Origin of the sequence: Parvularcula maris (assembly GCF_024505085.1) — a bacterium.
GTDB classification, from domain to species: domain Bacteria; phylum Pseudomonadota; class Alphaproteobacteria; order Caulobacterales; family Parvularculaceae; genus Parvularcula; species Parvularcula maris.
Map to the genome: position 1 here is coordinate 144,325 of NZ_JANIBC010000004.1, position 26,329 is coordinate 170,653.

Here is a 26,329-nt window from a genome sequence, read left to right on the forward strand (position 1 = left end):
CATGCCCATCAAAGACCAGAACGCCTATCTCGACCGCATCCTGACCATCGAGCTCGGGCGCTGCACCGAGGCCGCGGCCGTGGCCGCCTCCACCATGATCGGCCGGGGCGACAAGATGGGCGCCGACCAGGCCGCCGTCGATGCCCTCCGTACAGCCCTCAACAAGCTCGACATCTCCGGCACGGTGGTGATCGGCGAGGGCGAGATGGACGAGGCGCCGATGCTCTATATCGGCGAGGAGGTCGGCCAGGGCGGCCCCAAGATCGACATCGCCTTGGACCCGCTAGAGGGCACGACCCTCACCGCCAAGGCCATGTCGGACGCCCTCGCCGTGGTGGCCATGGCGACCGAGGGCGGGCTCCTCCACGCCCCCGACGTCTATATGGACAAGATCGCCATCGGCCCCGGCTACCCCGACGGCACGGTGGACCTCGACGCCGATCCCGAGGAGAACATCAGGAACCTCGCCAAGGCCAAGGGAGTGAAGCCCAGTGAGCTGACGATCTGCTGCCTCGACCGCGACCGGCACAAGGCCATCATCGACGCCGCCAGGCGCGCCGACGCCCGCGTCTTCCTCATCCCCGACGGCGACGTGGCGGGCGTCTTCCACGTCACCAACCCCGAAGGCACCGGGGTCGACATGTATATGGGCTCGGGCGGCGCCCCCGAAGGCGTCCTAGCAGCAGCCGCTCTTCGGTGCGTAGGCGGACAGATGCAGGGCCGTCTCCAGTTCGCCGACGACGCCGAGCTCGCGAGAGCCGAGAAGGCAGGCATCACCGACCTCAAGAAGAAGTACGAGCTGATGGACATGGCAGGCGGCGACGTCATGTTCGCCGCCACCGGCGTCACGGACGGCACCATGCTCAAAGGCGTCAAATGGCGCGGCGACAAGGTGACGACGCAGACCATGGTCATGCGGAGCAAAAGCGGGACCGTGCGGGTGATCGACGCGGTGAGCCGGGCGGACAGCTTTAATTTGGGGTATCGGGGTTAGCCGAGTAGCCGCGACCAATCCTTTATCGTTAGCAGAAGGCGATCTTTTTCGGTTTCTGCTAACGGGCAGCAATGAGCTATTGGGCCGCGCAAAATATTCAATGATCCGAGTATTCTGTGGACTGCAGGTTTGCTGGAAATAATATTACTAAAAATGTCCCAATTCGCTGTTATTAGAACTGTCAGCTCTCCAAAGGTTGTATAATCGATGGATTGATCTGAGCGGACGGTTACTCCGCTGTCCAGCTCGGCTTTCTGCCGACGTTTCACCTCATCCTTTATGTTCTGCGGTACCTTATCGCTGTTCCACCAGTCTTGCCCGCCTGCTTCAGGATCTGAAAGTGTTGAAGAACATAAGTCTCTAATCGATTTTTCTAGGCAGTAGAAAATTTGATAGTAAAAGGCCATTTCGGCCGCCTCGGACCGAACGCGGCTTTCGAACTGCTCCAGAGCCGTTTCGTTTTCTTCCTCAACTACGGTAGTTCCCATTAATCCGCTGATTCCGGTAGCAGCTTCCAAAGCGCGCAATTCATCGCCGAGCTGGAGAGCACTCATACCGAAAGCTCGTATACGTTCCTGTTGGTCCAAGATCAGTCCTTTAGAAGATTTTCTTTAAGGCTCTTAAATATAGCGTTGAATACTGATATATCTGACGTTGCCGGAAGATTAAGATTGATCGTATAAGACAGATTAATTCTATTCGACGATCCCACTCTTGTTTGAGGTATTATGGTTCCAATGTCATTATTGACCTCTGATCCCGTCTCTTCCATTTCAGCTGAAGCGGGATTTTCGCTGTCGAAAGCAGCATAATCTTTGAGGTTAGCGATAGTAGAAAGTGTAAGTGGAACACTTCGTGCGTCTTCCGCTTGTCCTGTTACTTCCAGTATCAATCCCTTGAGTTCTTCAGGATCGAGCTCGTGCATAAATTCATTGTACTGATAAAGTTCGTCGTAGCCAATGCGGATTGCCTCAGCTGCTGCCCATCCTCGCGTGGTCTTATTTCGGAATTTGCGATACAGATCTGTCGGAGTTCCGTCTGCAGCTGCAAAACCTATTTTTTTGAAGAATGCCGTGAGCTGATCGCCTGGACCGCCTTTTATGCCTAGTTTTGTTTTGACGAAATCTTGGCTCACCTTCGGCGGCGTTGGAGCAGAGATAATAGCTTCGAAACCCTTCCGTACACTGCCAGGAGAAGAAAGGTAGGGTAGTTTTTGAGTCATTGCCGTGAGCCACCGATCATATGAGCACCAGAGGTTGCAGAATTCGAGTGGAATGCCAATAAGTCATTACAGCGAAACCAGGTGCTGCAGCTGACGGGTTGTAGAGCGAGGGTACGGTGCATTCCGGCTTCGTCTCCAAGCGCCCTACGGGCCGGGCTCATCGTAGGGTGGACGCTGGCAGGCGGCCACCTTTCCCGGCGGCGAGGTCGGCAAGGTGGCCGGCAGGTGGCCGGCTACCGCCGTCCACTCTACGAGACCGATTCCGCGGAGTGAACATGGAGCGGCCGCATCTCCCCGCCGTCATCCCGGAAAGCCGCCAGGCTTATCCGGGACCCATGGCCTGACCTTGCGGCTAGGGCACCGCGGCTGGGCGGCTTGAGGGGGCGGGTCCATGGGTCCCGGATAGGCTTCGCCTTCCGGGATGACGGGGGAGCAGGGGCCCTCCCGAAGGGATCAAAGGCCCTCACGCAGTGAGTAGGGCGGCTGCCCGTGTGCTGATCGTCTGATGTGCCTTCCTCTCCGGCAGCCGCGTCGGGGCGGCCCGCGTCGGTGGCCGCGCGGGTGCGGGCGGTCTCTTCGCGCCATAGGAACGCCTGGGATACGCACCCGCCCTACGGCGCTGCGCTCGACTTATCCCCGCCGCTCCCTCTTCCCCTACAACACCCCCGTTGCGGCAAGACCGGGGCGGTAGGCGCCTGACCTTCCTGCTTGTCGCTGCGGCGGGTGTTGGTGCCTTCTGGGGTAGCGAGCCGGTGCGTCCGGTTAACGTAGCCGGAGGATCAGAGCAGCCATCGGGGCGAGCTAAGGATTGGCCCCCGCGTCCTTACTTACAGGACGGTCCGCCGTACCGCGCGCATCGGTCAGGGGGTGGGAACCCTGCTAGGCCGAAGCCCTCAACAAACCTCTTCCCTCGCTTCGGCAACGAGGCGCGCGGAACACCCCGGACCAGCTTGCAACCGACCACGGGCGGGGGCTTCGGCGTGCGCGGCTTTCTCCCAGCGTCATCCCGGCCGTAGCGAAGCGGAGAGCCGGGACCCATGGACCGGACGCTGACAACCACGAACGACCGCCGAACATACCCCAACCCTCCGTCCATGGGTCCCGGATAGCCTTCGGCTTCCGGGATGACGGCGGACGGGAACGTAGGGCGGACGGCGAAGCCGGCCGCGCCGAAACCAACCCCTCAACCCCGAACGCGGCCGGCTGCGCCGTCCGCCCTACGCTCTCCCGCCTGACGCCTTGCCGCACCTCCGCATTTCTCGTACCCCCGTGAGAAATCCTGGAGGCACCCCATGTCATCGGCCATCGTCCATCTCGCCATCCCCGCCGGCAATCTCGAAGAGACCCTGAAGTTCTACACGGACGTGCTCGGCTGCAGCCTTGGCAACTCCGAGAAGGGGCGCTGGCAGGACGTGAACTTCTGGGGCAACGAGCTGACCCTCCATCAGAGCGAGGAGCGCCTGCCAAACGTGCGCCACGACGTTGATATGGGCGCGGTGCTGGTGCCCCATTTCGGCGTCCACCTCACCCAGGAGGACTTCGACGGCATCAAGGACCGCATTGCCGAGGCGGGCCTCACCTATATCGACGAGCCCTACCGCCGCTTCGAAGGCGGTGAGTACGAGCAGGAGACCTTCTTCATCGCCGACCCCAACGGCAACGTCCTCGAGATCAAGACCATGAAGAACCCCGAGGTCCTCTGGCCGAAGAGCTAGTGGGTTTTGGCAGGTAGGGCCTGAACGCCCTCGCCTTTTCCGTGTTCCCCTCCCGCAACAACGCAGGGGAGGACCCCATGGAACTATTCACCTTCGAGCGCACCCGCGGCAAGGACAAGAAGCCCGAGAGGGACGACGGGAACTGGTTCTCCGACCTCTTCAAGCGCAACAAGCTTGACGACAAGGAGGTCAAGGCCGAGCCCAAGGGGGAGCGGGTCATCCTCAAGGGCCGGGTCAAGGACCGCGAGACGGCGGAGAAGATCATCGTCGCCGCTGGTAACAATAAGGGCGTCTCGGAGGTCGAGAGCCAGCTCGAGATCGAGAAGGACGACAAGCCGAAGAGCCAGATGTACACCGTGAAGTCCGGCGACACGCTCTCCAAGATCGCCCGCGAGTTCTACGGCGAGGCGAACAAGTACCCGCAGATCTTCGAGGCCAACCGCCCCATGCTGGAGGACCCGGACAAGATCTATCCCGGCCAGGTCCTGCGTATCCCGCCGGAACGCTGAGCTTTGCTGTCCCAGGCCAGCGGCGAGCTGAGCTTCCAGACGAGGCGGCAGGGCTTCACCGATGTGACCCAGCCGCTCTCGACCTGGCTGACCGAGCACGGCGCGGGGGAGGGGCTCCTCACGCTTCTCCTGCGCCATACGTCGGCCAGCCTCGTGATCCAGGAGAATGCCGACGGCGATGTCCTGCTGGACCTCGGCGACGCGCTGGACGGGATCGCGCCCCAGGACGGACGCTACCGCCATGGGGCGGAGGGGCCGGACGACATGCCCGCCCATATCCGCTCGGCCCTGACCTCGCCCACCCTTTCCATCCCGGTGAGCGGCGGGCGGATGGCGCTGGGCATGTGGCAGGCGGTCTATATCGCCGAGCACCGGACCATGCCGCACAAGAGACGGCTGGCGGTTCACTTTCTGGGCGAACTTACCCCCTAGGCGTCAGGGGCGTCATAGGATGGAGGCGTGCTTCCTTACGTCCCTTTCCAGCCATCCGGTTTTGTCTAACAGGGCAGGATGAACGCTTATCTTCTCGCAGGCCTTCTAGGCCTCGCCCTGACCCTCATCGTCTACACCGTGGTGGGCTGGAAGAGCATCGGCCACTGCATGACCATGTGGCTGAAGCCGTCCTACTGGACGAGCTACAACACGGTGGAGTTCCTGGCCTGGGCGACCAAGGCCGCGGTCATCGTGCCGGGCCTCGTCTTCGGGATCGAGGTCTGGTGGCTACACATCCTGACGCTGGTCACCTCGGTGGCCCTGATCTGGGCTTCGATGCGCAAGCTGCTGCCGACCCTGGTGGCCTTCAACACCCTCTGGATCTTCCTCTCCATGACGGTGATCGTCAGGCACCTCCTGGGTGGAGGTTAGAGCCCCCAGCCCGAGGGAAGCGGATAGGGCTCGCCCTTCTCGATGCGCATCAGCCCCCTGACGGAGCGTGTCAGGGTCATGAGGAAGAGCCAGACGAAGGCCAGGCCGGAAAGGATCATCAACGGAATGCCAATCGGCGCCAAGAGGAGCGTGAAGGTGAGGATCACGCCAAGCCAGAAGAGACCGGCATTGATGATGTTGCCGAGGAACGTCTTCCAGAAGACGCCGATCTGGTGCTCGTAATGGGTCCGCGCCACGGCATCATTGGTGCCGCGGAACAGATAGGCGAGGACCGCGCCCACCACAAGCGACAGGCCCGCCGAGAACAGGGCGACGATGTAGAGCGCGTAGACCGCGACGACCTTCCAGCGTGCTTCTTCTTCCATGGGTGAGATTTCCCCTTCTTCGGTTGCCGCCCAGCAGACCCCCATGTAATGGCGCCCCCGCACAGGAACAACGGACCCGGCGCAACAAAGCTCACCGGCGGGTCCGCGACCCTTCGAGACAAACCGCAGAACCCAAGGAGCCCATATGGCCACCCAGCGCACTTTCTCCATCATCAAGCCCGACGCCACCAAGCGGAACCTGACCGGCAAGATCATCGACAAGTTCGAATCGAACGGCCTCCGCGTCGTCGCCTCCAAACGTATCCATATGACCGAAGACCAGGCGAAACAGTTCTACGCCGTCCACAAGGAGCGTCCCTTCTACGGCGACCTCGTCAGCTACATGATCTCCGGCCCGGTGGTCGTGCAGGTGCTCGAAGGCGAGAACGCCATCGCCAAGAACCGCGAGATCATGGGCGCCACCAACCCCGCCGACGCCGCCGAGGGCACCATCCGCAAGGAGTTCGCCGAATCGATCGAGGCGAACTCGGTGCATGGCTCGGATGGTGAAGACACCGCTAAAGAAGAGATCGCATTCTTCTTCGATGATAACGAAATCGTCGGCTGAGGAACTCTGTAACAGCCTGATGTCTTCACGCTTGGTAGAGGTTTAGCGGTTAGCCTTAACCCTACCAAGCAGTGAATCAAGCCTCACGACTTGATGACAAGTACGAACCTTTGCACGCCTTTTGCATTGCTTGCGGCAGGAGGCGTGTTTGATGGAAAACCGCAACAAGCGCATGCTCAAGATCCTCGCCGTGACCGCGACCCTGACTGCAGGCTCCGCTTCGCTGGGTGAGGCTTTCGAGAACCCGTTCGGCGCACCCATCGACGTGCTGCCCGAAACGGAAGTCATGGTCGACGCCGCCAGAGCCTTCGACAAGATCGACATGAACCGCGACGGCCTCATCGACGAGGACGAGTACGCCGCCCAGCGTGTGGTCTACGCCCAGCTTGCCAGGTTCAACCGCCAGATCGCCATTGACGGCACCATCACCGTCCGGGTGCCCGTGCCGGAAGAGATCGGCCAGACCCTGACCTCGCCCGAGAAAGTGGCCCTCGATGCCGTGGCGCGCCGCGACTACCGGCTACGGGTCGGCGGTGGCGGTTTCGACCGCGCCGGATGGGAGGAAGCTCGCCTCGAGACCTTCTTCCTGAACGACACCAATGGCGACGGCGAGCTGCGCGGCAAGGAGCTGAAGGCCTACGCCTCCTACTTCGCCGGACAGACCCTCGGCAGCGGCAGCGCGGGCTCCTAAGTCCCCGCCATGCTCAGCGCGTAGAGCGTCACCGCCGCAGCGGTGGCGACATTCAGGCTCTCCACCTCCTCTCGCAGTGGGATCGATACCAGCGCGTCGCAGTGCCCGCGTACCCCCTCGCGAATGCCCTTGCCTTCGGCGCCCATGACCACAGCCACGGGACCGTCGGCGCGAAACTCGGGAAGGGGCACGGAGCCTTCTCCGGCCAGGCCCACCGTGGTGAAGCCCATCTCCTGGAGCGCTTCCAAGGAGCGGCTGATATTGACCGCCCGCACCACCGGCAGCGTCTCCAGCGTGCCCGCTGCCGCCTTGGCGAGCGCACCTGCAAGGGGCGGGGTGCGCCGGTCCTGAACGATCATCGCCTTAGCGCCGAAGCCTGCAGCCACGCGGATGATGGCGCCGATGTTCTGCGGATCGGTGACCTGATCGAGGACCACCACCGCGCCAGGGCCTTCTGGGCTGATGACATCCTTCAGCCGGGCACGGGGAAGGTCGGAGACCTGTGCGGCGATACCCTGATGGACAGCGCCCTGGTGCAGGAGCTTATCGATCTGGTGCGGCTTCAGGCTCTCGGCACTGCCGGGGATCTTGTGCTCGGCCTCCAGCCATGCGCTAGCATTGTCGGTAAGGGCTAGGCGCAGAAGGTCCCGCTTGGGGTTGCGGAGGGCGGCGAGAACCGCATGGCGCCCATAGAGCCAGACGGGGCCGTCTTCACGGGGTTTCTCGGACCGGCGGTGCTGGGGTCGGGCAGGCATGGAGGCGGATTGGCGGAAGTTGAGGGGAGAGGGAAGGGGGCTATGCGAGCCCTACCGTTTATCAGATGCGGTTTCCCACGGCGAAGGCGCAGCCGCAGACCGTGGTACCCATCTCCTGAAGCCTGTCGAATGTCCGCCGGTGGGAGATGGGTCCCACGGTCAAGCCGTGGGAAGCGTCAGAAGAAGAGCTGAGCGCTTCCACTACAGACCCTTCGAAGCTCGGCGGCGGAACGGGAAGGCACCCGACCGGGTGCCCGGACCGTATGGTCCGCCCCATCGGAGGCGCCGCGCGCCGTGAGATAAAGGAGAAAACCATTTTCGAGACTGAGGCTCTTGCTGCCGAGCTGCTGCCGCAGCATTTTCGACCTGAAAAAGGTCCCCCGGACCTTTTTCTTTCGCTGCGCGAAACCGGACGAAAATGGTGGAGAGGGCTGGATTCGAACCAGCGTACGCATACGCGGGCAGATTTACAGTCTGCTGCCTTTAACCACTCGGCCACCTCTCCAGGCCGCTCGAGAGCGAAGCAGGCCCATAGAGCGATGGACGCTGGCGCGCAACCCATTGGTGGGAGGTTTTCTAGGCCGACAAAGGAGCTGGCCGCTGCCTCACATAGCGAAGCCACACGGCAAGGTTCGTCCCAACGAGAAGCACCGCCACCGCCCAGAACGGCAGGCCGAAGCCTTCCTTCGACGCGGCTCCCCACGGCGAGAAGAGAAGGTAGAGCCCGGCGACCGAGGAGGCGAGGCTGACCGATGTGGGCAGGAGCCCTTGCCAGGGGGTCATGTCGATGACTGCCTTACGCAACGGCTCTGCCCGTTCCGTCCGTGGCTTCCACCTCGCGATCAGCAGCATAAGGACGACCTCGGCAGCGAACAGGACGGCGTATTGATGGATGAAGTGGATGTCGAGGATTGGCCAGGGGGAGAAGCGAAGGAACCCATAGGCGAGGATGTGGAAGCCGATCGCCAGTTTAGCCGCGAGGGCGGGGACGCGCTTGGTGAAGATGCCCGTGACCACAATGGCGATGATCGGGATGTTGTAGAAGCCGGTAAAGACGCGGATCACCTGCCACAGCCCTGCTTCGGCGAAGGAGAGCATGGGCGCCGCCGCGAAGCTGAAGAGGGCGATCACCACGCTAGTGATCTTCGCCATGCGGATCAGCGCCGCCTCGTCCGGCACCGATCTCTTCAGCGGCGCCCAGATGTCGAGGGTGAAGAGGGTGGCGGCCGAGTTGAGGAGCGAGTTGAACGAGCTGAACACCGCTCCCAAAAGCACGGCGAGGAAGAAGCCGCCAAGCGCCGCTGGCAGAACATCGTCCACCAGCCTCGGATAGGCCTCGTCGATGCCGGCAAGGCCGGGGCCGTAGAGGTGGTAGGCGATGACACCGGGGACCATCATCATGAAGGGCACGGCCACCTTGAAGAAGCCCGCGAGGAGGACGCCCTTCTGGCTCTCCTTCAGAGACGCGCCGCCCAGGACCCGCTGGATGACATACTGGTTCGTGCACCAATAGAAGAGGTTGGCAAAGATCATCCCGGTAAAGAGCGTGCCGAAAGGCGTCGGGTCGTCCTTCGAGCCGATGGCGCTGAGCTTCTCCGGCTCGGCGGTCGCGATGATCTCGATGCCTCGCATCAGACTGCCTTCGCCCAAGGCCATCAGCCCCAGAGCGGGGACCAGCAGCCCGACGATCAGAAGCCCGACCCCGTTCAGCGTATCGGAGACGGCCACCGCCCTCAGCCCTCCGAAGACGGCATAGACCGCGCCGACGACGCCGATGACGATCACGGTCAGAACCAAGGCAGGGAAAGGAGCGAGCCCGGTGAGCTCCTCGACCCGGAAGAGGCGGATCACCGCCAGTGAGCCGGAATAGAGCACCGAAGGGATGGTGACGAGGCCGTAGCCGAGGATGAAGAGGAGCGCCGCGAGCCGCCTCACCCCCTCATCGTAGCGGGAGGCCAGGAACTCGGGCAGGGTGGTGAAAGCGCCGGCGAGGTAGCGCGGCAGGAACACCGCCGCCATGGCGATGGCCGAGATGGCGGCGGTCACCTCCCAGCCCATGGACGACAGGTTCGCTCCGTGGGCGGAGCCGTTGAGACCGATCATCTGCTCGGCGGAGAGGTTGGTGAGAAGAAGCGAGCCCGCGATGAACCCGGCGCTCAGCCCGTGCCCGGCGAGGAAGTAGCCCTCCTTGGTCGAGGCCTCGCCTCTAGTCTTGAGGTAGCTGACCCAGCCGACGAGCACCATGAACCCAAGGCAGGTGAGAAGGGTGAGAAGAAGGCCGCAGCTCTGCATGGAGGAGGCCTAGCGCGGTTTGCGGCCCATGCCAGCGGCGTTGCGCAGGATCATCTTTCCGCAGCACACCCTTTGACCACGAAGTTCGCGTAGGCCATCAAGACGACGGGTATATTGGGAGTTCGCCATGCGCGGTTGTCTGACGGTTCTGCTCGCTCTTTTCTGGGGTACGGCCAGCGCCCTGCCCATTGAGGCGTTCCAGCTCGACGGCGTCGAGTACGACGACAGCATCCAGACGCCGGACGAGTTCCTGGGCTACGGCCTCGGCGAGCGGCCCATCCGACACGACAAGCTGGTCGAGTATCTGAGCGGGCTCGCCGAAACCTCCGACCGGATGCAGGTCGAGACCATCGGGTACACCCATGAGGGGAGGCCGATCCTCTTCTTCGCGGTGAGCTCTCCTGAGAACCTCCTGAACCTCGAGGAGATCCGCGAGTTCCACCTCGCCGCCCTTCGCGGTGAGCCGGTGCCGGAGGAGCAGCCGGCGGTGATCTGGATCAATTACGGCGTCCACGGCGCGGAGAGCGCGGGCATGGACGCATCGGTTCCCGCCCTCTACCATTTCGCCGCCGCCCAAGGGGAAGAGATCGAGGAGCAGCTCGACGACGCGGTGGTGCTGGTCGTGGCGATCCTCAACCCCGACGGCCACTCCCGCCGGGTCGACCACGTCGAGACCTTCGGCGGTGAGGTGCCGGTCACCGACCCCGCCCACGCCCAGCACGACCTCTGGACCGAGGCGCGGACCAACCACTACTGGTTCGACCTCAACCGCCAGTGGCTCCTCCTGTCCCAGCCCGAGGCCCAAGCCTGGGTCTCGAAGTGGCAGGAGTGGAAGCCGCAGGTCTCCGCCGACTTCCACGAGATGGGCTCGCAGTCGACCTTCTACTTCCACCCCGGTGAGCCGAAGCGGAAGAACCCCCTCATCCCCGACCAGGCCCGCGAGCTGACCAAGGACATCGCCGAGTACCACCGCGAGTTCCTGGACAGCGAAGCGCGCCTCTATTTCACTGAGCAGGGCTTCGACAATTTCTACATCGGCAAGGGATCGACCTACCCGCAGGTGAATGGCGGGCTGGGCATCCTGTTCGAGGTGGGCGCGGCGAGGGGCGGGGCTGTCGAGAGCCCGTCCGGCGAGCGTTCCTATGCGGACAATATCCGCACCCATTTCCGCACCACCCTCTCCACCATCGAGGGGACGCTGGCGGCCAAGGACGAGATCGAGGCCTATCAGCGCGAGTTCTTCGAAAGCGCGGCTACGGAGGCCCAGCGTGATGCGACCAAGGGCTATGTCATCAGTGCGGGGAAGGACAAGGGCCGGATGACGCGGTTCCTGAACCTGCTCTCGACCCACGACATCGTCGCTCACCGGCTTGCCGAGCCTCTGGATGTGAACGGTCAGGTCTATGAGCCCGAGGACAGCTATGTGGTGCCTTTGCAGCAGCCCCAGTACCTGATGATCCGGGGCATCTTCGACCGGGTGACCGAGTTCGAGGAGAACATCTTCTACGATGTGAGCGGCTGGACCCTGCCGCTCGCCTTCGACCTACACCACGCGCCGCTCAAGAACCGTGTGTCGCGCGGTGATGCGGCGGGCCGCTACGACCAAGACCTCCTCGGTGAGCTCTGGGAGGGGGAAGAGGAAGAGACGCGCCGGAACCTGGCGGAGAGCAGCTACGGCTACGTCATGCCGTGGGCGGACCGCCGCGCGCCCGGTGCGCTCTACAAGCTTCTGGACGAGGGGCTCCTTGCCCGGATCGCCCGCGAGCCCTTCGAAGTCAGGACGCCGGAAGGCATCGAGACTTTCTCCGCCGGAACGGTCTTCATTCCCTTCGCCCGTCAGGAGCAGTCCGAGGAAGAGATCCGTACGCTGCTCGAAGAGGCGATGAACGAGTTCGGCATCGACGTCCTGCCTGTCAGTTCTGGCGCCGGCGATGTGGCGACCGCCTCCTTGGGCGGGGCCAGCTTCGAGCCGGGGCGGGAGCCGTCCGTCGTTCTGCCCTATGATGGAGGACTGGCCCGCTACGATGTGGGGGAGGTGTGGCACCTTCTCGACCACGACCTCAACATGCCGGTGACCCTGGTGCATAAGGACCGCCTCGGCGGCCTCGACTGGTCGCGCTACACCCACCTTCTCATGGTGGGCGGCGGCGCGCAGCTTCCTCAGGGCACGGCGGACCGTGTCGGCCAGTGGATCCGCGAGGAGGGCGGCACGCTGGTCGCCATGCGGCAGGCAGCCGTCTGGGCACAGAACACCTATCTCGAAGACGGCCAGGAGACCAGCGAGGACGAGGGGCCGGAAGACGGCAGGACCCGCCTCAACTACGCCGAGATGGGCACGCGGGACGCGGAGCATGTGGTGGCGGGCTCGATCGTCGCCACCGACATCGACACCACCCATCCGCTAGCCTTCGGGTACACGGACCGTGACCTGCCGAGCCTGCGCAATACGTCGCTCACGCTGACATGGCCGGAGGACAACCCCTACGCCGTGGTCTCGGCCTATAAACCGAGCGGCAGCGTCCTTCTCACCGGCTACATGTCCGAGCGCCGCCGGGGCGAGATCGCCGAGACCCCCGCCGTGATCGCCGAGCGCTACGGCCGCGGGGCGGTGGTCCTGATGGCCGACAACCCGGTCTTCCGCGGCTTCTTCCACGGTACCGAGCGGCTTCTGGTCAACGCGATCTTCTTCTCGAACCTGATCGACCGGCCCTCCGGCGATTACACGGCGGTGGAGGAGTAGGACGCTGCCCTTCAACCATCTCTCCCTTCGGGAGAGATCGACATCTTGGATGTCGAGTGAGGGCGAATGTTGAGCCGAGCTCGGAATCAAGAACGGCGTTCATATCGTTTGCAATCAGACGAAACGTACGCGCTGGTGGCCGCTCCCCCTCAGCCTGTCGGCAGCTCCCCCTCGGGGAGGGGGAGCGAAATCGAGAGCAAGCGCTGGTTCTGCTTCCCTCCCCCACGAGTGGGGGAGGTGCCCGAAGGGCGGAGGGGGCCACCTGCGTTCGCAGACAACCCGAACATTCAAGAACGATCTTCCCTAGGAACTTCTCCGCGCAGCCTTCGACCTCTCCCGAAGGGAAAGGTGGGCACGGTCGCGAAGTCGAAAGGAAGGCATTCGAGCTAGGTCCAGGACCCGCTGTCCGAACCCTTGGCCAAAGGGGGCGGCGCTGGCTAAGCCGCCTCCAACGAACAAAGCCAAGGAGGCAACGGCCATGGACATCAACGGCAAGACAGCGATCATCACCGGCGGCGCATCGGGCCTCGGTGGCGCCACCACGCGCCTCTTCGCCGAGAAGGGCGTCAACGTCGTCATCCTCGACCGGGACAAGGAGAAGGGCGAGGCGCTGGCTGGCGAGCTCGGCGATCACGTCCGCTTCCTCACCTGCGACGTGACCTCCGAGGAGAACGTGCAGGCCGCCATCGAGCTGGCGGTGGAGACCTTCGGCGGCGTCCACATCGCCTGCAACTTCGCGGGCATCGCCTGGGCGCAGAAGACCGTCGGCAAGGACGGCCCGCACTCCCTCGACGCCTTCCGCAAGGTGATCGAGGTCAACCTCATCGGCAGCTTCAACGTCATCCGCCTCGCCGCCATCGCCATGATGAAGAACGAGCCCTGGGGCGACAACCAGCGCGGCGTCATCATCAACACTGCGTCGGTTGCGGCCTATGAGGGGCAGATGGGCCAGGCGGCCTACTCCGCTTCCAAGGGCGGCATCGTCGGCATGACCCTGCCCATCGCCCGCGACCTGGCCCGCGAGGGCATCCGCGTGAACACGGTGGCGCCCGGCCTCATCAAGACGCCGCTCTTCGAGGGCCTGCCGGAGGAGGCGGTGAAGTCACTGTCCGAGCAGCCCCTCCACCCCAAGCGCCTCGGCGACCCTGCCGAGATCGCCCACGCCGCGCTGTTCATCGCCGAGAACGACTACGTCAACGGCGAGACCATCCGCGTAGACGCGGGCATTCGCATGCAGCCCCGCTAGAGGGAGATAGGCATGGCTGTCACCTTTTACGACTATCCCGGCGCGCCGAGCCCCAGGCGCGCTAAGATGGCCCTGATCGAGAAGGGTCTGGACCACGAGACGATCGTGATCGACCTGGCCGAGAAAGAGCAGCTCACGGACGAGTTCAGGGCCGTGAACCCTGCCTGTACGGTGCCTGCGTTGAGGCTCGAAGACGGAACGTTGCTAGGCGACAACCAGGGCATCATCGCCTGGCTCGACGCAGCCCAACCCGAGCCGCCTCTTTTAGGCCGCACACCGACGGAGCGAGGGCTGGTGGCGAGCTGGACCGCCCGCTGCGAGTTCGAAGGCCTGATGGCAGTGGCCGAAGTCGTCCGCAACATGGCGCCTCAGATGAAGGGGCGGGCCATGACGGGGCCGCAGAACTACGAGCAGATCCCAGAGCTTGCCATGCGGGGCGCGGCCAGGCTGCAGCACTTCTGGGCCGTCCTGGACGAGCGCCTCGCTGACCGGAGCTTCATCGCCACGGACGATTTCACCTGGGCCGACATCACGGCGGTGGCGACCTTCGACTTCTCCAAGGTGGCGCGCCAACGTCCCGGCGACGAGTTCAAGAACCTCCACCGCTGGCGCGAGGCGGTGGGGGAGCGGGAGAGTGTGGCTGCGACGTTGCCGAAGCGGTAGGTAGAGAGGCAGATGCCGCGGCCCCCTCAGCCTCCTCTTCGCTCCCCCACATGTGGGGGAGCGAAGAGGAGGCGAGAGAAGGGTAACGAACAGCCATCCGAACCCTCTTCCCAAGCGACCGACCGGTCGCCGGGCGGTCAGCCCGCCCCATCGGAGGCGCCGCGCTGTGAGATCGAGGATGGCGGGCACTGAGGGAGAAAGCTCGAACTTGCGATCCCAAAGCTGCGACTGCGGCTCGGCCGGTCAGGCCGCCCCCGCGGAGCGCCTTCGGCGCGTGAGCGAAAAGGATCTGGCGGAGGAGGAGGGATTCGAACCCCCGGAACGCGCAAACGCTCAACGGTTTTCAAGACCGCCGCTTTCGACCACTCAGCCACTCCTCCGGCTCGGGTCCGGTGCCCCTTAGGGCAACAGTCCAGAGAGCGAAAGCCTGCTCAGGCCTTCAGAAGGCCGGTTTGGGCGGCGGCGGTCCGGCTGCCTGGGAAGACGGTCTCCTCCAGGTGACCCTCGGGAATGCCGAGATGGCTGCCCAGGACGCCCTTCAGCACGCTTTCAGTAGACACTGTCGGTCTCACGTCTCGGCCATCGAGAAGGTCCTGTGGCCTGAGCCCGGCCCAGTCGCCCATAATCCGTCCGCCCTCGACGGCGCCGCCGAAGAGGAAGCTGACCCCGCCCGTGCCGTGGTCGCTGCCGCGGCTGCCGTTCTCCGCTGCGGTGCGCCCGAACTCCGACACGGTCATCACCACCGTATCCTTCCAGGCGCTGCCAAGGCCCGTCTGCAGGTTGGCGACGGCGCGGTTGAGCGAGGGCATGAGTTTCAAGCTCTTCTGAAGGAGTTGAGAGTGGCTGTCCCACCCCTCGCTCGACAGGATGGCGATGCGAGGCCCGTCCGGCTTGGCCAGCAGCCTCCCCGCCACGAGAGCGGAACTCGGAAGGTCCCTGCCGCTGGAGATACCGTTGCGCTCCTGAACGCCAAGGTCTGACACGGCGCTTTCCAGTAGCTCCGCATCCAGCGTACCCAAGAGCACCGGGTCGTCGGCATACATCTCTTCAACCCTCGCCAGGAAGTCGTCGCTAGGCGGCTTCATGGTGGTGGGCGCGAAGTGCCAGACCTGCGCCTTGCCGTTCATCGCGAGGGGGTAGTTCAGCCCCATCGAGAGACCCGAGGGCTGGGAGGGCATGGCACGGAGGGCGCGGTTGAGGAAACCCGAAGAGCTGCCGTAAGGACGGTTGCTGCCGTTTTCGAGCTGGTTCTGGCCGTCGAAGTGGCTACGGCCGCGGTATCCCGTGGCGATGGCCGGGAAGACGATCAGCTCCTTCTGGCGGTAGAGCTTGGCAAGGGCGCCGAGCTCTGGGTGCATACCGAAGAGACCGTCGAGCTTGAGGGCGCCGCCTTCCTGTCCCGGCGTGGGGATACGGGTCGCCTTGCGTAGAGCCTTGTACTGAGGATCACCGTAGGGGGGTAGGACGTGGATGCCGTCCTGCGCGCCGCGCTGGATGATCAGCACGAAGCGTTTTTCGGTATTGGGGGAGGCGAAGGATACCCCTGGAAGCGCAAGGCCCGCAGCGGCGGCCCCGCCCAGAAAGAGGCGGCGGTCCATCATCATCTTGCTCATCTGCGTTGAAACTCCGGTGAGGCGAGGATCAGTCCGACGGCGTCCTTGGCTGATGCAGCTCCGAAGACGGCCCTGTCGGTCCGTTTGCTGACGACGGGGCCGATCGTGTCTTCGAACACCCTGACGGAAAGGAGCGGCGGACGCAGTTTTCGGGACAGAAGCGCGATATAGGCGAGCCGCCGCTGCACGCCTGCCGCCGTGAGCCAGGCTTCCTCGCGGTCGCTGAAGCCTTCGGGGGAGGGGGGGCGGAGAGGCGCCTGGCCGAGATTGTGAAGGATGCCAGAGCGGCCCGTCGGCTCGGGCAGGTAGTCGATCAGCGCACGGTCGGCAGCGGTCACGAAATCGACCATGGTCTTGGCCTTGGCGAAGGGCTGCTGCCAGGCATGGGGCAGGTCGATCAGCGCTTCGTAGACGGAGGGTAGGTTGCCGCCCGTGCGCAGGAACACCGTCTCGATCCTTTTGACCGCACCCCCCGGCGGATCGTCAGCGACGAAGTGCCGGACTAGCTTGGTGGCGATGTGCCTCGCGGTCGCGGGATGGGCGGCGAGGTCTTCGAGCACCTTGAGGAGTTCTTGATGCCCTTCCTCCTCATAGGTCTTGCCAAGGACCGTTTTCGGCCCCCGCTCATGATAGGCGGAGAAGAACACGCCGCCGCCGATCCTCCGCTCCCCGAACCCGCCGATCTTTTCAGCGTAGCGAGCCTCATCGCCCAAGGTTTTTGGAGAGGTGAACGACCAGCCGGTGTAGACCTTGGCCAGTGCGACCACGTCGTCCTGCGTGTATCCTCCGTTCACCCCTAAGGTGTGGAGCTCCAAAGTTTCCCTGGCGAGGTTTTCGTTCATCCGAACCTTGCGAAGCTCTCCGAGCGGGGAGTTCGGTCCGAAGGACAAGTGGTTGTCGAGATAGCCGATCATCACCGGATGGGTGAGAGCGGCGACGAGGAGATCCTTGAACGACCCGAACATATAGGGGCGGATGGCGTCGGCGTAGTGGTCCGTAATGACCGATGAGATGGCTCTGCTGTTGTTGCCCACCGCGAAGTGGTTGCCCCAGAAAGCGGCCAGTCGCTCCGCATAAGGTCTTTTGCTGATTTGCCGCTGATGGAAATGGTCGTCCACCAGCAGTTTGATCTCGTCGAAGTACCCCCTCCTGATGTCGCCCCGCTCTTCCTTCGGCGCGAGGTGGAGGTTGGCTAGTTTGTCCGCGGCAGAAAGGCGCTTCTCGCCCGTCCGTAGCCTGGGCAGGGGACCGCTCAGTTGGGCTCGAAGCCAGCCCTGCGGATCGCCTGCTGCCTGGCTCATCTCGCCAGGATGAGGGCCGAGGCCGAAGCGGTGGCAGGCGATAAAGGCGTTCTTGCTCGTCATGAGCCTTGCCTAGCACACAACGCGCCAAAGCGGGACAGAAGCCAGAAGTTGTCTTACGGCTCCTTATGAAAAGACCAGCCGGACGTTGCATCCGGCTGGTCGCTCTCTCGAACTCCGCTAGGCGGTGTCGTCGCCCTCGTCGGGCCTGACGACGTTGTTTTCGGGACGCCGGTCGATCAGCTTGTTGTAGGGATCGGCCCCTATATGGGTCGGGCGCTCGTCCACCGTGAAGGTGAAGCTCTGCTCGCCCGACACAACCTCCCGGCGTTCGAAGGCGATGATGTGCTCGTCGCCGCTGACGACGTCCTTCGGATGCTCCGAGAACGCAGCAATGTCGATCGTGATCGAGAGAGGCTCTTCGGTCTCGTTGCCCTGGCCGTCGGAAACGAGCTTCTTCGCGTCAACTTTCATGCTGACATCGAAGCGTCCGTCCTCACGCTCGGTGACGTTCGCGGACAGCACCTCGACATCGTAGAGAACGATACGCTCGAAGAGGTCGGTGATGAGCTGCTCGTGCTCTTCGCCTGCCTCCTCGCGCAGGATGGCGAGGAAGTCCACCGTACGCGGATAGGGATCGGACTTGTAGCCCCACTCCGTCAGCATACGCCTGATGGCACGGTTGAGCGTCTCCTCGCCGATCTGGTCGCGCAGGAGGTAGAGGACATGCCCGCCCTTCTGGTAGTGGATGTACTGCTGGTTCTCCACCCGGTAGAGCGGCATCTCCTCGATCGGCTCATTCGCCCTTCCGGAGAGGTAGCGGTCGAGCTCGTAGCGCAGGAAGCGGCGCATCTGTTCGGGGCCGTAGAGGTCCTCCATGACCAGGAAGGCGCCGTACTGTGCGAAGCTCTCGATCAGCATGGTGGCGCCCTGGACGGGAGCCGCCGAAAGCTGGTGGCCGAACCACTGGTGGGCGACCTCGTGCGCGGTCACATAGGTGATCGCGTCGATATCGGCCGCCTCGGGGCTGTCGTCCACCTTCAGGATGAAGCCGATATTCTCCGAATACGGCACGGTGTTCGGGAAGCTCTGCGCGAAGCTCGCATAGGGGAACTCCTGGATGCGCATCTGCCGGTACTGGAAGGGGGTGAAGACGTCGGTGAACTTGTCGAAGCTCAGCCGCATGGCCTCGATCATCCGCTCCACATTGTAGGGGTGCTTCTGGTCGTAGAAGACCTGAAGCTTCACGTCCTCCTGCCCCTCGGGTGCCTCCCAAACATCCTCGGCAACCTCGTAGCGGGCCGACTGGATCGAGTAGAAGTTCTGGATCGGGGTGTCCTGCTCGTAGACGAAGGTCCTCCGGTCTCCCTCCACGGTGTCGCTGACGAGGTAGCCGGGCGTCACCGCGATCTGGTCGGCATCCGTCGTGATGACGGCGCGGAAATCCACCCAGTCCGAGCCGGAGAAGAGGCCCCTCGACCAGTAGCGCTCGTCTTCCAGCTTCGCGGCACGGGGCAGCTCTTCGAGGCCGCGCTTGCGGCGCTCGGCCCGGTCGGTGAGGATCTTCTCCTCGCCCCAACCGATCTGAGCCAGGTTCGAGCTGTCGATGAAGGTGCCGTTCTCGCGGACGGGGCTGAGATTGTTGCCCGACCGGAAGCCCGGATTGCTGATCTCCACCGTCGACTTCATCACCCGCCTCTCACCGGGCTGGAGCGCCGGATCGAAGGTGAAGATGTAGTGGTTGAAGCCCTCATCCTCCGTGGTCACCCTAGCGCCCTCGACCTCGTGGGCCTGGACTTCCGATAGGCGGGCATAGTCCACCTGCATGGTCGCGATGGCTTCGTCCGTCTGGTTCTCCAGCACGTACTCCGTCGACAGAACGGCCCGGCGCTCCTTCGGGTAGAGGTCCGCGTCGAGATCGACGGAGACGATCTCAGGCTGCGGGTCCCACTCGTACTGGCGGTAGGTCCGCTCGAACTCCTCTGCGGCGTCGCGGCGCGCTTCCGCCTTCTGGTACTCGTTGAGCACGTTGGTGTTGTAGTAGACGAAGCCGCCCATGGCCGCGAAGGCTGCCAACGAGCCGGCGAAGACCGCCTGGCCCCGCCCGCCTAGGCGGCTCGGCAGGCGTTTGATGCGTGAGAGCATGGGATCGAGGCTCCCTCGGCTCCAAAGGCCGAAGGTCAGCATGCTCAGGGCGATGACGAACAGACCCCAATAGACCGACATGACCGACGAGATGCCGAGATAAGGTCCGTACTCGTTCATATCCGAGTAGTTGATGTTGATCCCGGAGCCGAAATTGTAGAGCCAGTGGTCGAAACCCACCTGATCCATCACGATGGAGCCGACGAAGTAGGCAAGGAAGATGCCGATACCGACCCATTTGTTGTTCGCCGCCACCTGCACGAACAGGGCGAAGGCAGCGAGGAAGGTGAAGCTGACCAGTGAGTAGAAGAAGCCCCTGACCGCGTACTGACCAAGCTCGATGAAGGTGAAGCCCTTGGCGAGCTGGACGGCGATGGCCGTGCCCGACGCGAAGACCGTCATCAGCAGGAGGACCATGGCGACGGCGGCGAACTTGGCGCCGACGAAGACCCAGGAGGGAGTGGGGGTCGCGTCCACGATCTCGTTGAACTTGAAGCCCCGCTCGCGCCAGATCAGCTCGGAGGTGTAGTAGACCGCGACGATGATCGGCACGAAGGCGAAAGCGCCTTCCACCGCACCGATCATCAGCCTCGTGATCGGGTAGCTCTCGGTGCCGTACATGTTGCCGAGGTTCAGAAGCGAACCCATCGTGTTGGCGATGGAGAGGATCAGCACCACCCAGAACGCCACCGAGCGCATGATGCCGAAGCTCTCGAAACGCACGCGGGTCGCGAACTGCTTCAGCGCTGCGTTCCTAGACGGGGTGACCTTGGGCAGGTCGACGACGCGGAGCGCCGCGGCGGCAACGCTCTTCTCCGCCTTCTTCTTGCCGCCGAAACTCAAGCCGCCAAGTCCCTTGGGGAAGGCGAGGTTCACCAGGAGAAGCAAGACCGCCAGCCCGCCATAGAGAAGCCGGTTCTGCAGCAGCAGGCCTTCTAAAGGGATCACTTGAGTGTTCTGTTCCTGGGCGGTCCAGTAGCGGGTGATCTCACCGGCGGCGCCGAAGCCGAAGGGTTCGAGCAGGGCTGCCAGCGTCCTGGTTTCGAGCTCCGAGGTGAGGGAGGTGGCCGTGACCCAGCCGATGAAGATCGCCACCAGCGCCACCCAGGTGGCCATGGTGGAGCGGGTGAGGTTGGCGACCGTGAACAGGATCGTGCCCAGAACGGCGAGGTTCAGCACGCCGAACACCAGGTAGATGTAGAAGTAAGGTCCGACGATCGCCGGACCCATCTGCTCCTGGTCGAGCCAGGGCATCATGGTGCCGATCCAGAAGGCGAGGGGTACGGACAGGAAGCAAAGCGCCGTGGCGACGAGGCCGCCGAGATACCGCCCGAGCAGCATGGTCCGCGCCGGCACCGGCATGGCGCCGAACACCTCGGCAGTCTTCAGCGCCTTGTCCCTGGTGACCGTGGTGGCCATGAAGACCACCGGCATGAAGATGGCGATCACGCCCATCACCGCGATGGTGGAGAAGGCTGCGGAGGGTGAGTTGATGTTGACCGCCTCGGAAGAGCCGATCTGAAGCTGGTCCACGGTGACGGCACCGAAGACGAGCAGGAAGAAGAGAACGAAGATCGCGAGGAACGCCGCGCCGCGGAGCTGATAGGCCAGCTCGAACCTAAAGACCGAGCCCAGCATGTTACGCGGCCTCCGCCTGGGCGCCGGTGAAGATCGCGCCGCGGATGGTGGCGAAGTAGACGTCCTCGAGGTTGGGCGAGACCTCTTCGAAGCCGTCGCCGGGATGGCTCTCGCTATAGACCCGGATCACGGTCTGGCCTTGAACGAGGCGTGCGCTGATCACTTTGTGCCGGTTCTGGTGGTCCTCGAGGTCGGCCTTGGCGATCACCTTGCGCCAGATGCGGCCCTCGACGGTTTGAACCAGCTCCGAAGGCGAGCCCTTCGCCGCGATCCGGCCCTGGTTCATGATCGCCATCTGCGAGCAGAGGTCCGAGACATCCTCGACGATATGGGTGGAGAGGATGATGACCACGTTCTCGCCGATCTCGGAGAGGAGGTTGTGGAAACGGTTGCGCTCTTCGGGGTCGAGGCCGGCGGTGGGCTCGTCGACGATGATCAGCTTAGGATCACCGAGGAGCGCCTGGGCGATACCGAAGCGCTGGCGCATCCCGCCCGAATAGGTGGCGGGGGCCTTCTTGCGCGCCTCCCATAGGTTCGTCTCGCGCAGGAGCTTTTCGACCACGTCCTTGCGCTCGCGCCCGTTCGAAATGCCCTTCAGCACCGCGAGGTGGTCGAGCAGCTTCATGGCCGAGATGCGGGGGTAGACGCCGAAATCCTGGGGCAGGTAGCCGAGCTGCCGCCTGACCGGCTCGGGGTTCTTCAGGACGTCGATGCCGCCGAAGGTGACCTGGCCCCGGTCGGCGTCCTGCAGGGTGGCGATGGTGCGCATCAGCGAGGACTTGCCCGCGCCGTTCGGCCCCAGAAGGCCGAACATGCCGAGACCCACATCGAGGTTCACATGGTCCAGCGCCTTGACGCCGTTGGGGTAGGTCTTGTTCAGGCCTTCGATCTTCAGCATGGATGTGCCCTCTCTCGCGCTGCGCCGCGGTGCATCATATATCGTTTGCCGGTAAATATGGACGTCTCGTTAGCTACCGCAAGGGGGCTCGGACCAGCATCTGCAATTTCGCAAGATCGGTCCCCTCAGGGGGCAGCCCGGCGAAGCGCCGCCATATCCCCACCGCAGATGGCTTCTTCCACTTCGATGATCCGCTCGATCGGCCAGTTCCACCAGGCGGTCTCTTGCAGCTCCCGGATGACCGTGTCGGGGAACCGCTGCCGCACGACCCGGCCGGGATTGCCCGCGACCACGCTGTAGGCAGGGACGGTTCCGCCCACCACGGCCCCCGCGCCGACGATGACGCCGTTGCCGATCACCGCGCCGGGCAGAACGGTGGCGCCCCGCCCGAGCCACACATCGTGGCCGATCACCGTATCCGGCCCCGGTCCGGGGAGAGAAACGCGGTCCTCCTTCGCCCCCTCATCGAAGACGGCGAAGGGGTAGGTGCTGAACCCGTCATAGCGGTGGTTCGCCGAGGAGGTGATGAAGGTGACGCCATCGGCGATCTGGCAGAACCTGCCGATCACTAATCTTTCCGGAGAGAAGTCATAGAGATAGGGAGCGAGCCGAGCCGCCCAGTCCCCCGGCGGATCGAAGCTGCTGGCATAGCTGTACTCACCGACCTCGATACGAGGGTGGTCGATGACGGGCTTCAGAAAGACCGTCCCGGCATGACGGCTGCCATCGGGCAGCGGGACGGGATGCGTGGTATGGGGAGGGGGAAAGGCAGGCATGACAAATCCTTCGCTGGCGCTGAGTAGGGTGGTTCAGGCAGCAGGTTTGTTCATGGCTCCCTCCATTGGCTGTGGGCTGGTTAGTCGTTAGTAGGCCGAAATGTCCAGATGCAACTTCGTTGAAGACCCTGGCAACTAGCGCCTCCCTCTCCCGCTTGCGAGCGAGGGACCGAGGGTGAGGGTGTCCTGAGCGCCCATTCTATTGCAAACGCCGAAAACGGCTTCGCCGAAGCCCTCACCCAAAGCCTGCTGACGCGGCCTTTGACCTCTCCCGTGAACGGGAGAGGTGAGAACGAAGAGGAGAGACACTCCGCCGCCCTGTTTCTCCCCAGCCCGCCCCCTATGTCCTCACAAACACCTGGAGGGCACCCCCTTGAGCCGTGACAGAGACAGCCTCGCCGTTCCCAGCCGCCGCTTGGGTAGGCTCGCGCGCTTTACAGGCCTCGGCACCTCCATCGCCGGGAACATGCTGGCCGAGGGGGCCAAGCGGGTGGCGCGCGGCGAGCGGCCCAGCGTCGAGGGCCTGCTGCTCACCCCGGCCAATGCGCAGAAGCTCACCGATCAGCTCAGCCAGCTCCGCGGCGCGGCCATGAAGGTCGGGCAGCTCCTCTCTATCGGCGGTGACGATATGCTGCCTCCCGAGCTTGCCGAGATCCTTGCGAAGCTGAGGGACCAGGCCCACCACATGCCGCCCCAGCAGCTCCGCCGTGTGCTGAACGATGCTTGGGGCGCGGGCTGGATGGCGAAGTTCGAGAAGTTCGACCCCCGACCCATCGCTGCCGCCTCCATCGGCCAGGTTCACCGCGCCAGGACCAGGGACGGCCGCGACCTCGCCATCAAGGTTCAGTACCCAGGCGTGCGAGAAAGCATCGACAGCGACGTCGACAACGTCCTGACCCTGATCAAGCTCTCCGGCCAGGCGCCCAAGGGCGTCGACATGAAGCCGGTCTTCACCGAGGCCAAGGCCCAGCTGCACGAGGAAGCGGACTACCTCCGCGAAGGCGCCATGATGGCCCGCTTCGGCGAACTTCTGGCGGGAGATGACGCCTTCGTCGTGCCGAGCTTCCACGAGGACCTGACCACGAAGGACGTCCTCGCCATGTCCTTCGAGAAGGGCCAGCCCATCGAGGACCTCCTCAGCCGCGACCAAGCCGTGCGCAACCATGCGGTGGAGCTTCTCTTCGACCTTGTCATTCGCGAGCTCTTCGAGTTCAAGCTGATGCAGACCGATCCCAACTTCGCCAACTACCGCTACCGTCCGGAGACGGAGGAGATCGTGCTTCTCGATTTCGGCGCGACGCGCGAGATCGCGCCCGAGCTTTCGGAAGGGTACCGCAAGCTCGTCGGCGCGGACCTCACCGGCGACTGGCGCGCAATCGACCAGGCGGCCCGCTCGATCAACCTCTATTCGGGCGAGCTCGACAAGGATCAGGAGGCGGCCCTCGAGGGCATGTTCCTGGCCGCCGTCGAGCCCCTGCGCCATGACGGCCCCTACGATTTCGCCGCCTCGGATGTGACGCTCAGGCTGCGCGACTACGGCATCGCGCTGCGCGAGACCAAGTTCGACCACGCGCCGAACCCGGTGGTGATGTTCCTCCATCGCAAGATCGGCGGCATGTACATGCTGGCGACGAAGCTGGAGGCGAACGTGAATGTCAGGGAGCTTCTACGCAGGTACGGCTTCGATTGACCTTCACTCATGCTCACCTCTCCCGTTCACGGGAGAGGTCGAAATCTATTTGATTTCGGGTGAGGGCCTCGGCGAAGCCGTTCTGCCGCGCTTTTGGTAAAAGCGGTGCTCAGAACACCCTCACCCTCGGTCCCTCTCCCGCTTGCGGGAGAGGGAGGCGCTAGTCGCCAAGGATAGGAACTGGCATCTCACCGCGCCGCAGCATGACAGGCCGCGCGCTTTCAGCTAGCTCCGCCCCATGCTTTCCGTCCTCGATCTCTTCCGCGTCGGCATCGGTCCCTCCAGCTCCCACACCGTTGGCCCGATGCGCATCGGGCGACGGTTCCTGGCGCAGCTCTCCGGGGAGGAGCGCGGGCGGATCGCCGAAGTCTATGTCCAGCTCCAGGGCTCCCTCGCCCTGACCGGCGAGGGCCACGGTACACTGACGGCCACGGCGCTGGGGCTGATGGGCCAGGACCCCGAAACCTACGACCCACAAGCGGGCGAGGCGGGGCTGGCGCGCATCGAGGAGGAGGGGGTTCTCTGCCTCTTCGGCGAGCGGGATATTCCGTTCACCACCAAGCGCCATATCGACCTTGCGGGCGACGTCATCCCGCCGCTCCACCCTAACGGCATGAGGCTGCGCGCGCTGGACGAGGACGGCGCGCCCGTGGCGGAGGGGCAGTTCTATTCCACCGGCGGCGGCTTCATCGCTTCCGAAGCTCAGCTCCAGAAGCCTGCCGAGGACGATATCGTCCCCACCAGGACCGTTGTGCCGCTCCCCTTCTCTTCAGGGGCGGAGCTTCTCTCCATCTGCCGCGAAGAGGGTCTCTCCATCGCGGAGGTGGTCCTTGGCAACGAGGACGCCTACCGCCCCCGCGTCGAGACGGAGGAGAAGTTCGACCTCATCGCGAAGGTCATGTTCGACTGCATCGACAGGGGCCTCTCGACAAGGGGCGAGCTGCCGGGGGGCCTTCACGTCAAGCGGCGAGCGCCGGACCTCCACGACAAGGTCCTCGCCACCCCCATGGCTAACGAACCCGAGCGCCTGTTCGACATCCTCAACGTCTACGCCATGGCCGTGAACGAGGAGAACGCAGCCGGCGGCAAGGTCGTCACCGCACCGACGAACGGTGCGGCGGGAATCATCCCGGCGGTCCTCCGGCGCTATTGCCCCGAAGGCGAAGCATCCGACCGTGCACGGCGCACTTTTCTCGTCACCGCGGGCGGCATCGGGCTTCTTTACAAGCAGCGCGCCTCGATCTCCGGGGCAGAGATGGGCTGTCAGGGGGAGGTGGGGGTGGCCTGCTCCATGGCCGCTGCGGGCCTCGCCGCCGTCTGGGGCGGCACGCCCCAGCAATGCGCCTGCGCCGCCGAGATCGGCATGGAGCACAATCTGGGCCTCACCTGCGATCCTGTCGGCGGCCTCGTCCAGATCCCCTGCATCGAGCGCAACGCGATCGGCGCGGTGAAGGCGGTCAACGCCGCGCGCCTTGCTCTGCACTCGGACGGCCCCGGCAAGGTCTCCCTCGACCAGGTCATTGAAACCATGCGCCAGACCGGCCTCGACATGTCGAACAAGTACAAGGAGACAAGCCAGGGCGGCCTCGCAGTCAACGTGATTGAATGCTGAACGAAGTCTGA

Annotated in this window: 22 protein-coding genes and 2 tRNA genes; 12 read left to right on the top strand and 12 right to left on the bottom strand. The window is 64.0% G+C overall.

The window, feature by feature from the left end; genetic code table 11:
- Position 1: 1 nt before the first annotated feature.
- Positions 2 to 994: a class II fructose-bisphosphatase gene (gene glpX / locus NOG11_RS07665; RefSeq protein WP_256619138.1), complete on the top strand. Its 993-nt coding sequence runs from the start codon at positions 2 to 4 to the stop codon at positions 992 to 994.
- Here glpX and NOG11_RS07670 read toward each other — a convergent pair.
- Entirely contained in the window at positions 991 to 1,581 is a 591-nt protein-coding gene (locus NOG11_RS07670; RefSeq protein WP_256619139.1) for a Swt1 family HEPN domain-containing protein, read from the bottom strand. The genes glpX and NOG11_RS07670 overlap by 4 nt on opposite strands.
- A 2-nt stretch (positions 1,582 to 1,583) precedes the next feature.
- Entirely contained in the window at positions 1,584 to 2,216 is a 633-nt protein-coding gene (locus NOG11_RS07675) for a DUF5343 domain-containing protein (protein WP_256619140.1), read from the bottom strand.
- 1,292 nt (positions 2,217 to 3,508) lie between these two features.
- On the opposite strand from NOG11_RS07675, the gene NOG11_RS07680 reads away from it, so the two are divergent.
- The 4 genes from NOG11_RS07680 to NOG11_RS07695 all read left to right on the top strand — a co-directional run bounded on the left by NOG11_RS07680 (position 3,509) and on the right by NOG11_RS07695 (position 5,304).
- Positions 3,509 to 3,931: a VOC family protein gene (locus tag NOG11_RS07680; protein ID WP_256619141.1), complete on the top strand. Its 423-nt coding sequence runs from the start codon at positions 3,509 to 3,511 to the stop codon at positions 3,929 to 3,931.
- A gap of 77 nt (positions 3,932 to 4,008) precedes the next feature.
- Positions 4,009 to 4,440, top strand: coding sequence for a peptidoglycan-binding protein LysM (lysM, locus tag NOG11_RS07685; RefSeq protein ID WP_256619142.1), 432 nt, complete (start codon positions 4,009 to 4,011; stop codon positions 4,438 to 4,440).
- 3 nt (positions 4,441 to 4,443) lie between these two features.
- Positions 4,444 to 4,872, top strand: coding sequence for a secondary thiamine-phosphate synthase enzyme YjbQ (locus tag NOG11_RS07690; RefSeq protein WP_256619143.1), 429 nt, complete (start codon positions 4,444 to 4,446; stop codon positions 4,870 to 4,872).
- A 78-nt stretch (positions 4,873 to 4,950) separates the two neighbouring features.
- Positions 4,951 to 5,304, top strand: coding sequence for a hypothetical protein (locus tag NOG11_RS07695; RefSeq protein WP_256619144.1), 354 nt, complete (start codon positions 4,951 to 4,953; stop codon positions 5,302 to 5,304).
- Here the strand turns inward: NOG11_RS07695 and NOG11_RS07700 are convergent.
- Positions 5,301 to 5,690 carry a hypothetical protein gene (locus NOG11_RS07700; protein WP_256619145.1) on the bottom strand — a complete coding sequence of 130 codons (390 nt, stop codon included), beginning with the start codon at positions 5,688 to 5,690 and terminating at the stop codon, positions 5,301 to 5,303. The two genes, NOG11_RS07695 and NOG11_RS07700, sit on opposite strands and share 4 nt — an antisense overlap.
- A 145-nt stretch (positions 5,691 to 5,835) precedes the next feature.
- Between NOG11_RS07700 and ndk the strand changes: the two genes are divergently transcribed.
- A complete protein-coding gene (gene ndk / locus NOG11_RS07705; RefSeq protein ID WP_256619146.1) occupies positions 5,836 to 6,258 on the top strand; it encodes a nucleoside-diphosphate kinase in 423 nt (140 codons plus the stop codon).
- Positions 6,259 to 6,409: 151 nt separating this feature from the next.
- A complete protein-coding gene (locus NOG11_RS07710) occupies positions 6,410 to 6,949 on the top strand; it encodes a hypothetical protein (RefSeq protein WP_256619147.1) in 540 nt (179 codons plus the stop codon).
- Here NOG11_RS07710 and rlmB read toward each other — a convergent pair.
- From rlmB to NOG11_RS07725, 3 genes are all read right to left on the bottom strand, one after another.
- Positions 6,946 to 7,704, bottom strand: a complete 759-nt coding sequence (gene rlmB, locus NOG11_RS07715) for a 23S rRNA (guanosine(2251)-2'-O)-methyltransferase RlmB (RefSeq protein ID WP_256619149.1) — start codon at positions 7,702 to 7,704, stop codon at positions 6,946 to 6,948. The two genes, NOG11_RS07710 and rlmB, sit on opposite strands and share 4 nt — an antisense overlap.
- A 419-nt stretch (positions 7,705 to 8,123) precedes the next feature.
- Positions 8,124 to 8,209: transfer RNA gene (locus NOG11_RS07720), tRNA-Tyr, on the bottom strand.
- Between the two features lie 71 nt (positions 8,210 to 8,280).
- The gene (locus NOG11_RS07725) at positions 8,281 to 9,996 is read right to left on the bottom strand and encodes a solute:sodium symporter family transporter (RefSeq protein WP_256619150.1); all 1,716 of its coding nucleotides are present in this window, start codon (positions 9,994 to 9,996) and stop codon (positions 8,281 to 8,283) included.
- Between the two features lie 127 nt (positions 9,997 to 10,123).
- On the opposite strand from NOG11_RS07725, the gene NOG11_RS07730 reads away from it, so the two are divergent.
- From NOG11_RS07730 to NOG11_RS07740, 3 genes are all read left to right on the top strand, one after another.
- Positions 10,124 to 12,736, top strand: coding sequence for a M14 family zinc carboxypeptidase (locus NOG11_RS07730; protein WP_256619151.1), 2,613 nt, complete (start codon positions 10,124 to 10,126; stop codon positions 12,734 to 12,736).
- Between the two features lie 478 nt (positions 12,737 to 13,214).
- On the top strand, positions 13,215 to 13,982 hold the full coding sequence (locus tag NOG11_RS07735; RefSeq protein ID WP_256619152.1) for a 3-hydroxyacyl-CoA dehydrogenase: 768 nt from the start codon (positions 13,215 to 13,217) through the stop codon (positions 13,980 to 13,982).
- 12 nt (positions 13,983 to 13,994) lie between these two features.
- On the top strand, positions 13,995 to 14,645 hold the full coding sequence (locus tag NOG11_RS07740) for a glutathione S-transferase family protein (protein WP_256619153.1): 651 nt from the start codon (positions 13,995 to 13,997) through the stop codon (positions 14,643 to 14,645).
- A 290-nt stretch (positions 14,646 to 14,935) separates the two neighbouring features.
- Here the strand turns inward: NOG11_RS07740 and NOG11_RS07745 are convergent.
- The 6 genes from NOG11_RS07745 to NOG11_RS07770 form a co-directional block, all read right to left on the bottom strand.
- Positions 14,936 to 15,025, bottom strand: a tRNA-Ser gene (locus NOG11_RS07745).
- A gap of 51 nt (positions 15,026 to 15,076) precedes the next feature.
- Positions 15,077 to 16,258, bottom strand: coding sequence for a DUF1501 domain-containing protein (locus NOG11_RS07750; protein WP_256619154.1), 1,182 nt, complete (start codon positions 16,256 to 16,258; stop codon positions 15,077 to 15,079).
- A complete protein-coding gene (locus NOG11_RS07755) occupies positions 16,255 to 17,622 on the bottom strand; it encodes a DUF1800 domain-containing protein (protein ID WP_256619155.1) in 1,368 nt (455 codons plus the stop codon). Before NOG11_RS07755 ends, NOG11_RS07750 begins: the two co-directional genes overlap by 4 nt.
- A 117-nt stretch (positions 17,623 to 17,739) precedes the next feature.
- Positions 17,740 to 21,342: an ABC transporter permease/M1 family aminopeptidase gene (locus NOG11_RS07760; protein WP_256619156.1), complete on the bottom strand. Its 3,603-nt coding sequence runs from the start codon at positions 21,340 to 21,342 to the stop codon at positions 17,740 to 17,742.
- Between the two features lies 1 nt (position 21,343).
- Complete coding sequence (locus NOG11_RS07765) at positions 21,344 to 22,240, bottom strand: ABC transporter ATP-binding protein (RefSeq protein ID WP_256619157.1); 897 nt, start codon at positions 22,238 to 22,240, stop codon at positions 21,344 to 21,346.
- A 125-nt stretch (positions 22,241 to 22,365) separates the two neighbouring features.
- The gene (locus NOG11_RS07770; protein ID WP_256619158.1) at positions 22,366 to 23,016 is read right to left on the bottom strand and encodes a CatB-related O-acetyltransferase; all 651 of its coding nucleotides are present in this window, start codon (positions 23,014 to 23,016) and stop codon (positions 22,366 to 22,368) included.
- Positions 23,017 to 23,389: 373 nt separating this feature from the next.
- Between NOG11_RS07770 and NOG11_RS07775 the strand changes: the two genes are divergently transcribed.
- Both NOG11_RS07775 and NOG11_RS07780 read left to right on the top strand, forming a co-directional pair.
- Positions 23,390 to 24,706, top strand: coding sequence for an ABC1 kinase family protein (locus tag NOG11_RS07775; RefSeq protein ID WP_256619159.1), 1,317 nt, complete (start codon positions 23,390 to 23,392; stop codon positions 24,704 to 24,706).
- 238 nt (positions 24,707 to 24,944) lie between these two features.
- A complete protein-coding gene (locus NOG11_RS07780; protein WP_256619160.1) occupies positions 24,945 to 26,318 on the top strand; it encodes an L-serine ammonia-lyase in 1,374 nt (457 codons plus the stop codon).
- The last annotated feature ends 11 nt before the right edge of the window (positions 26,319 to 26,329 follow it).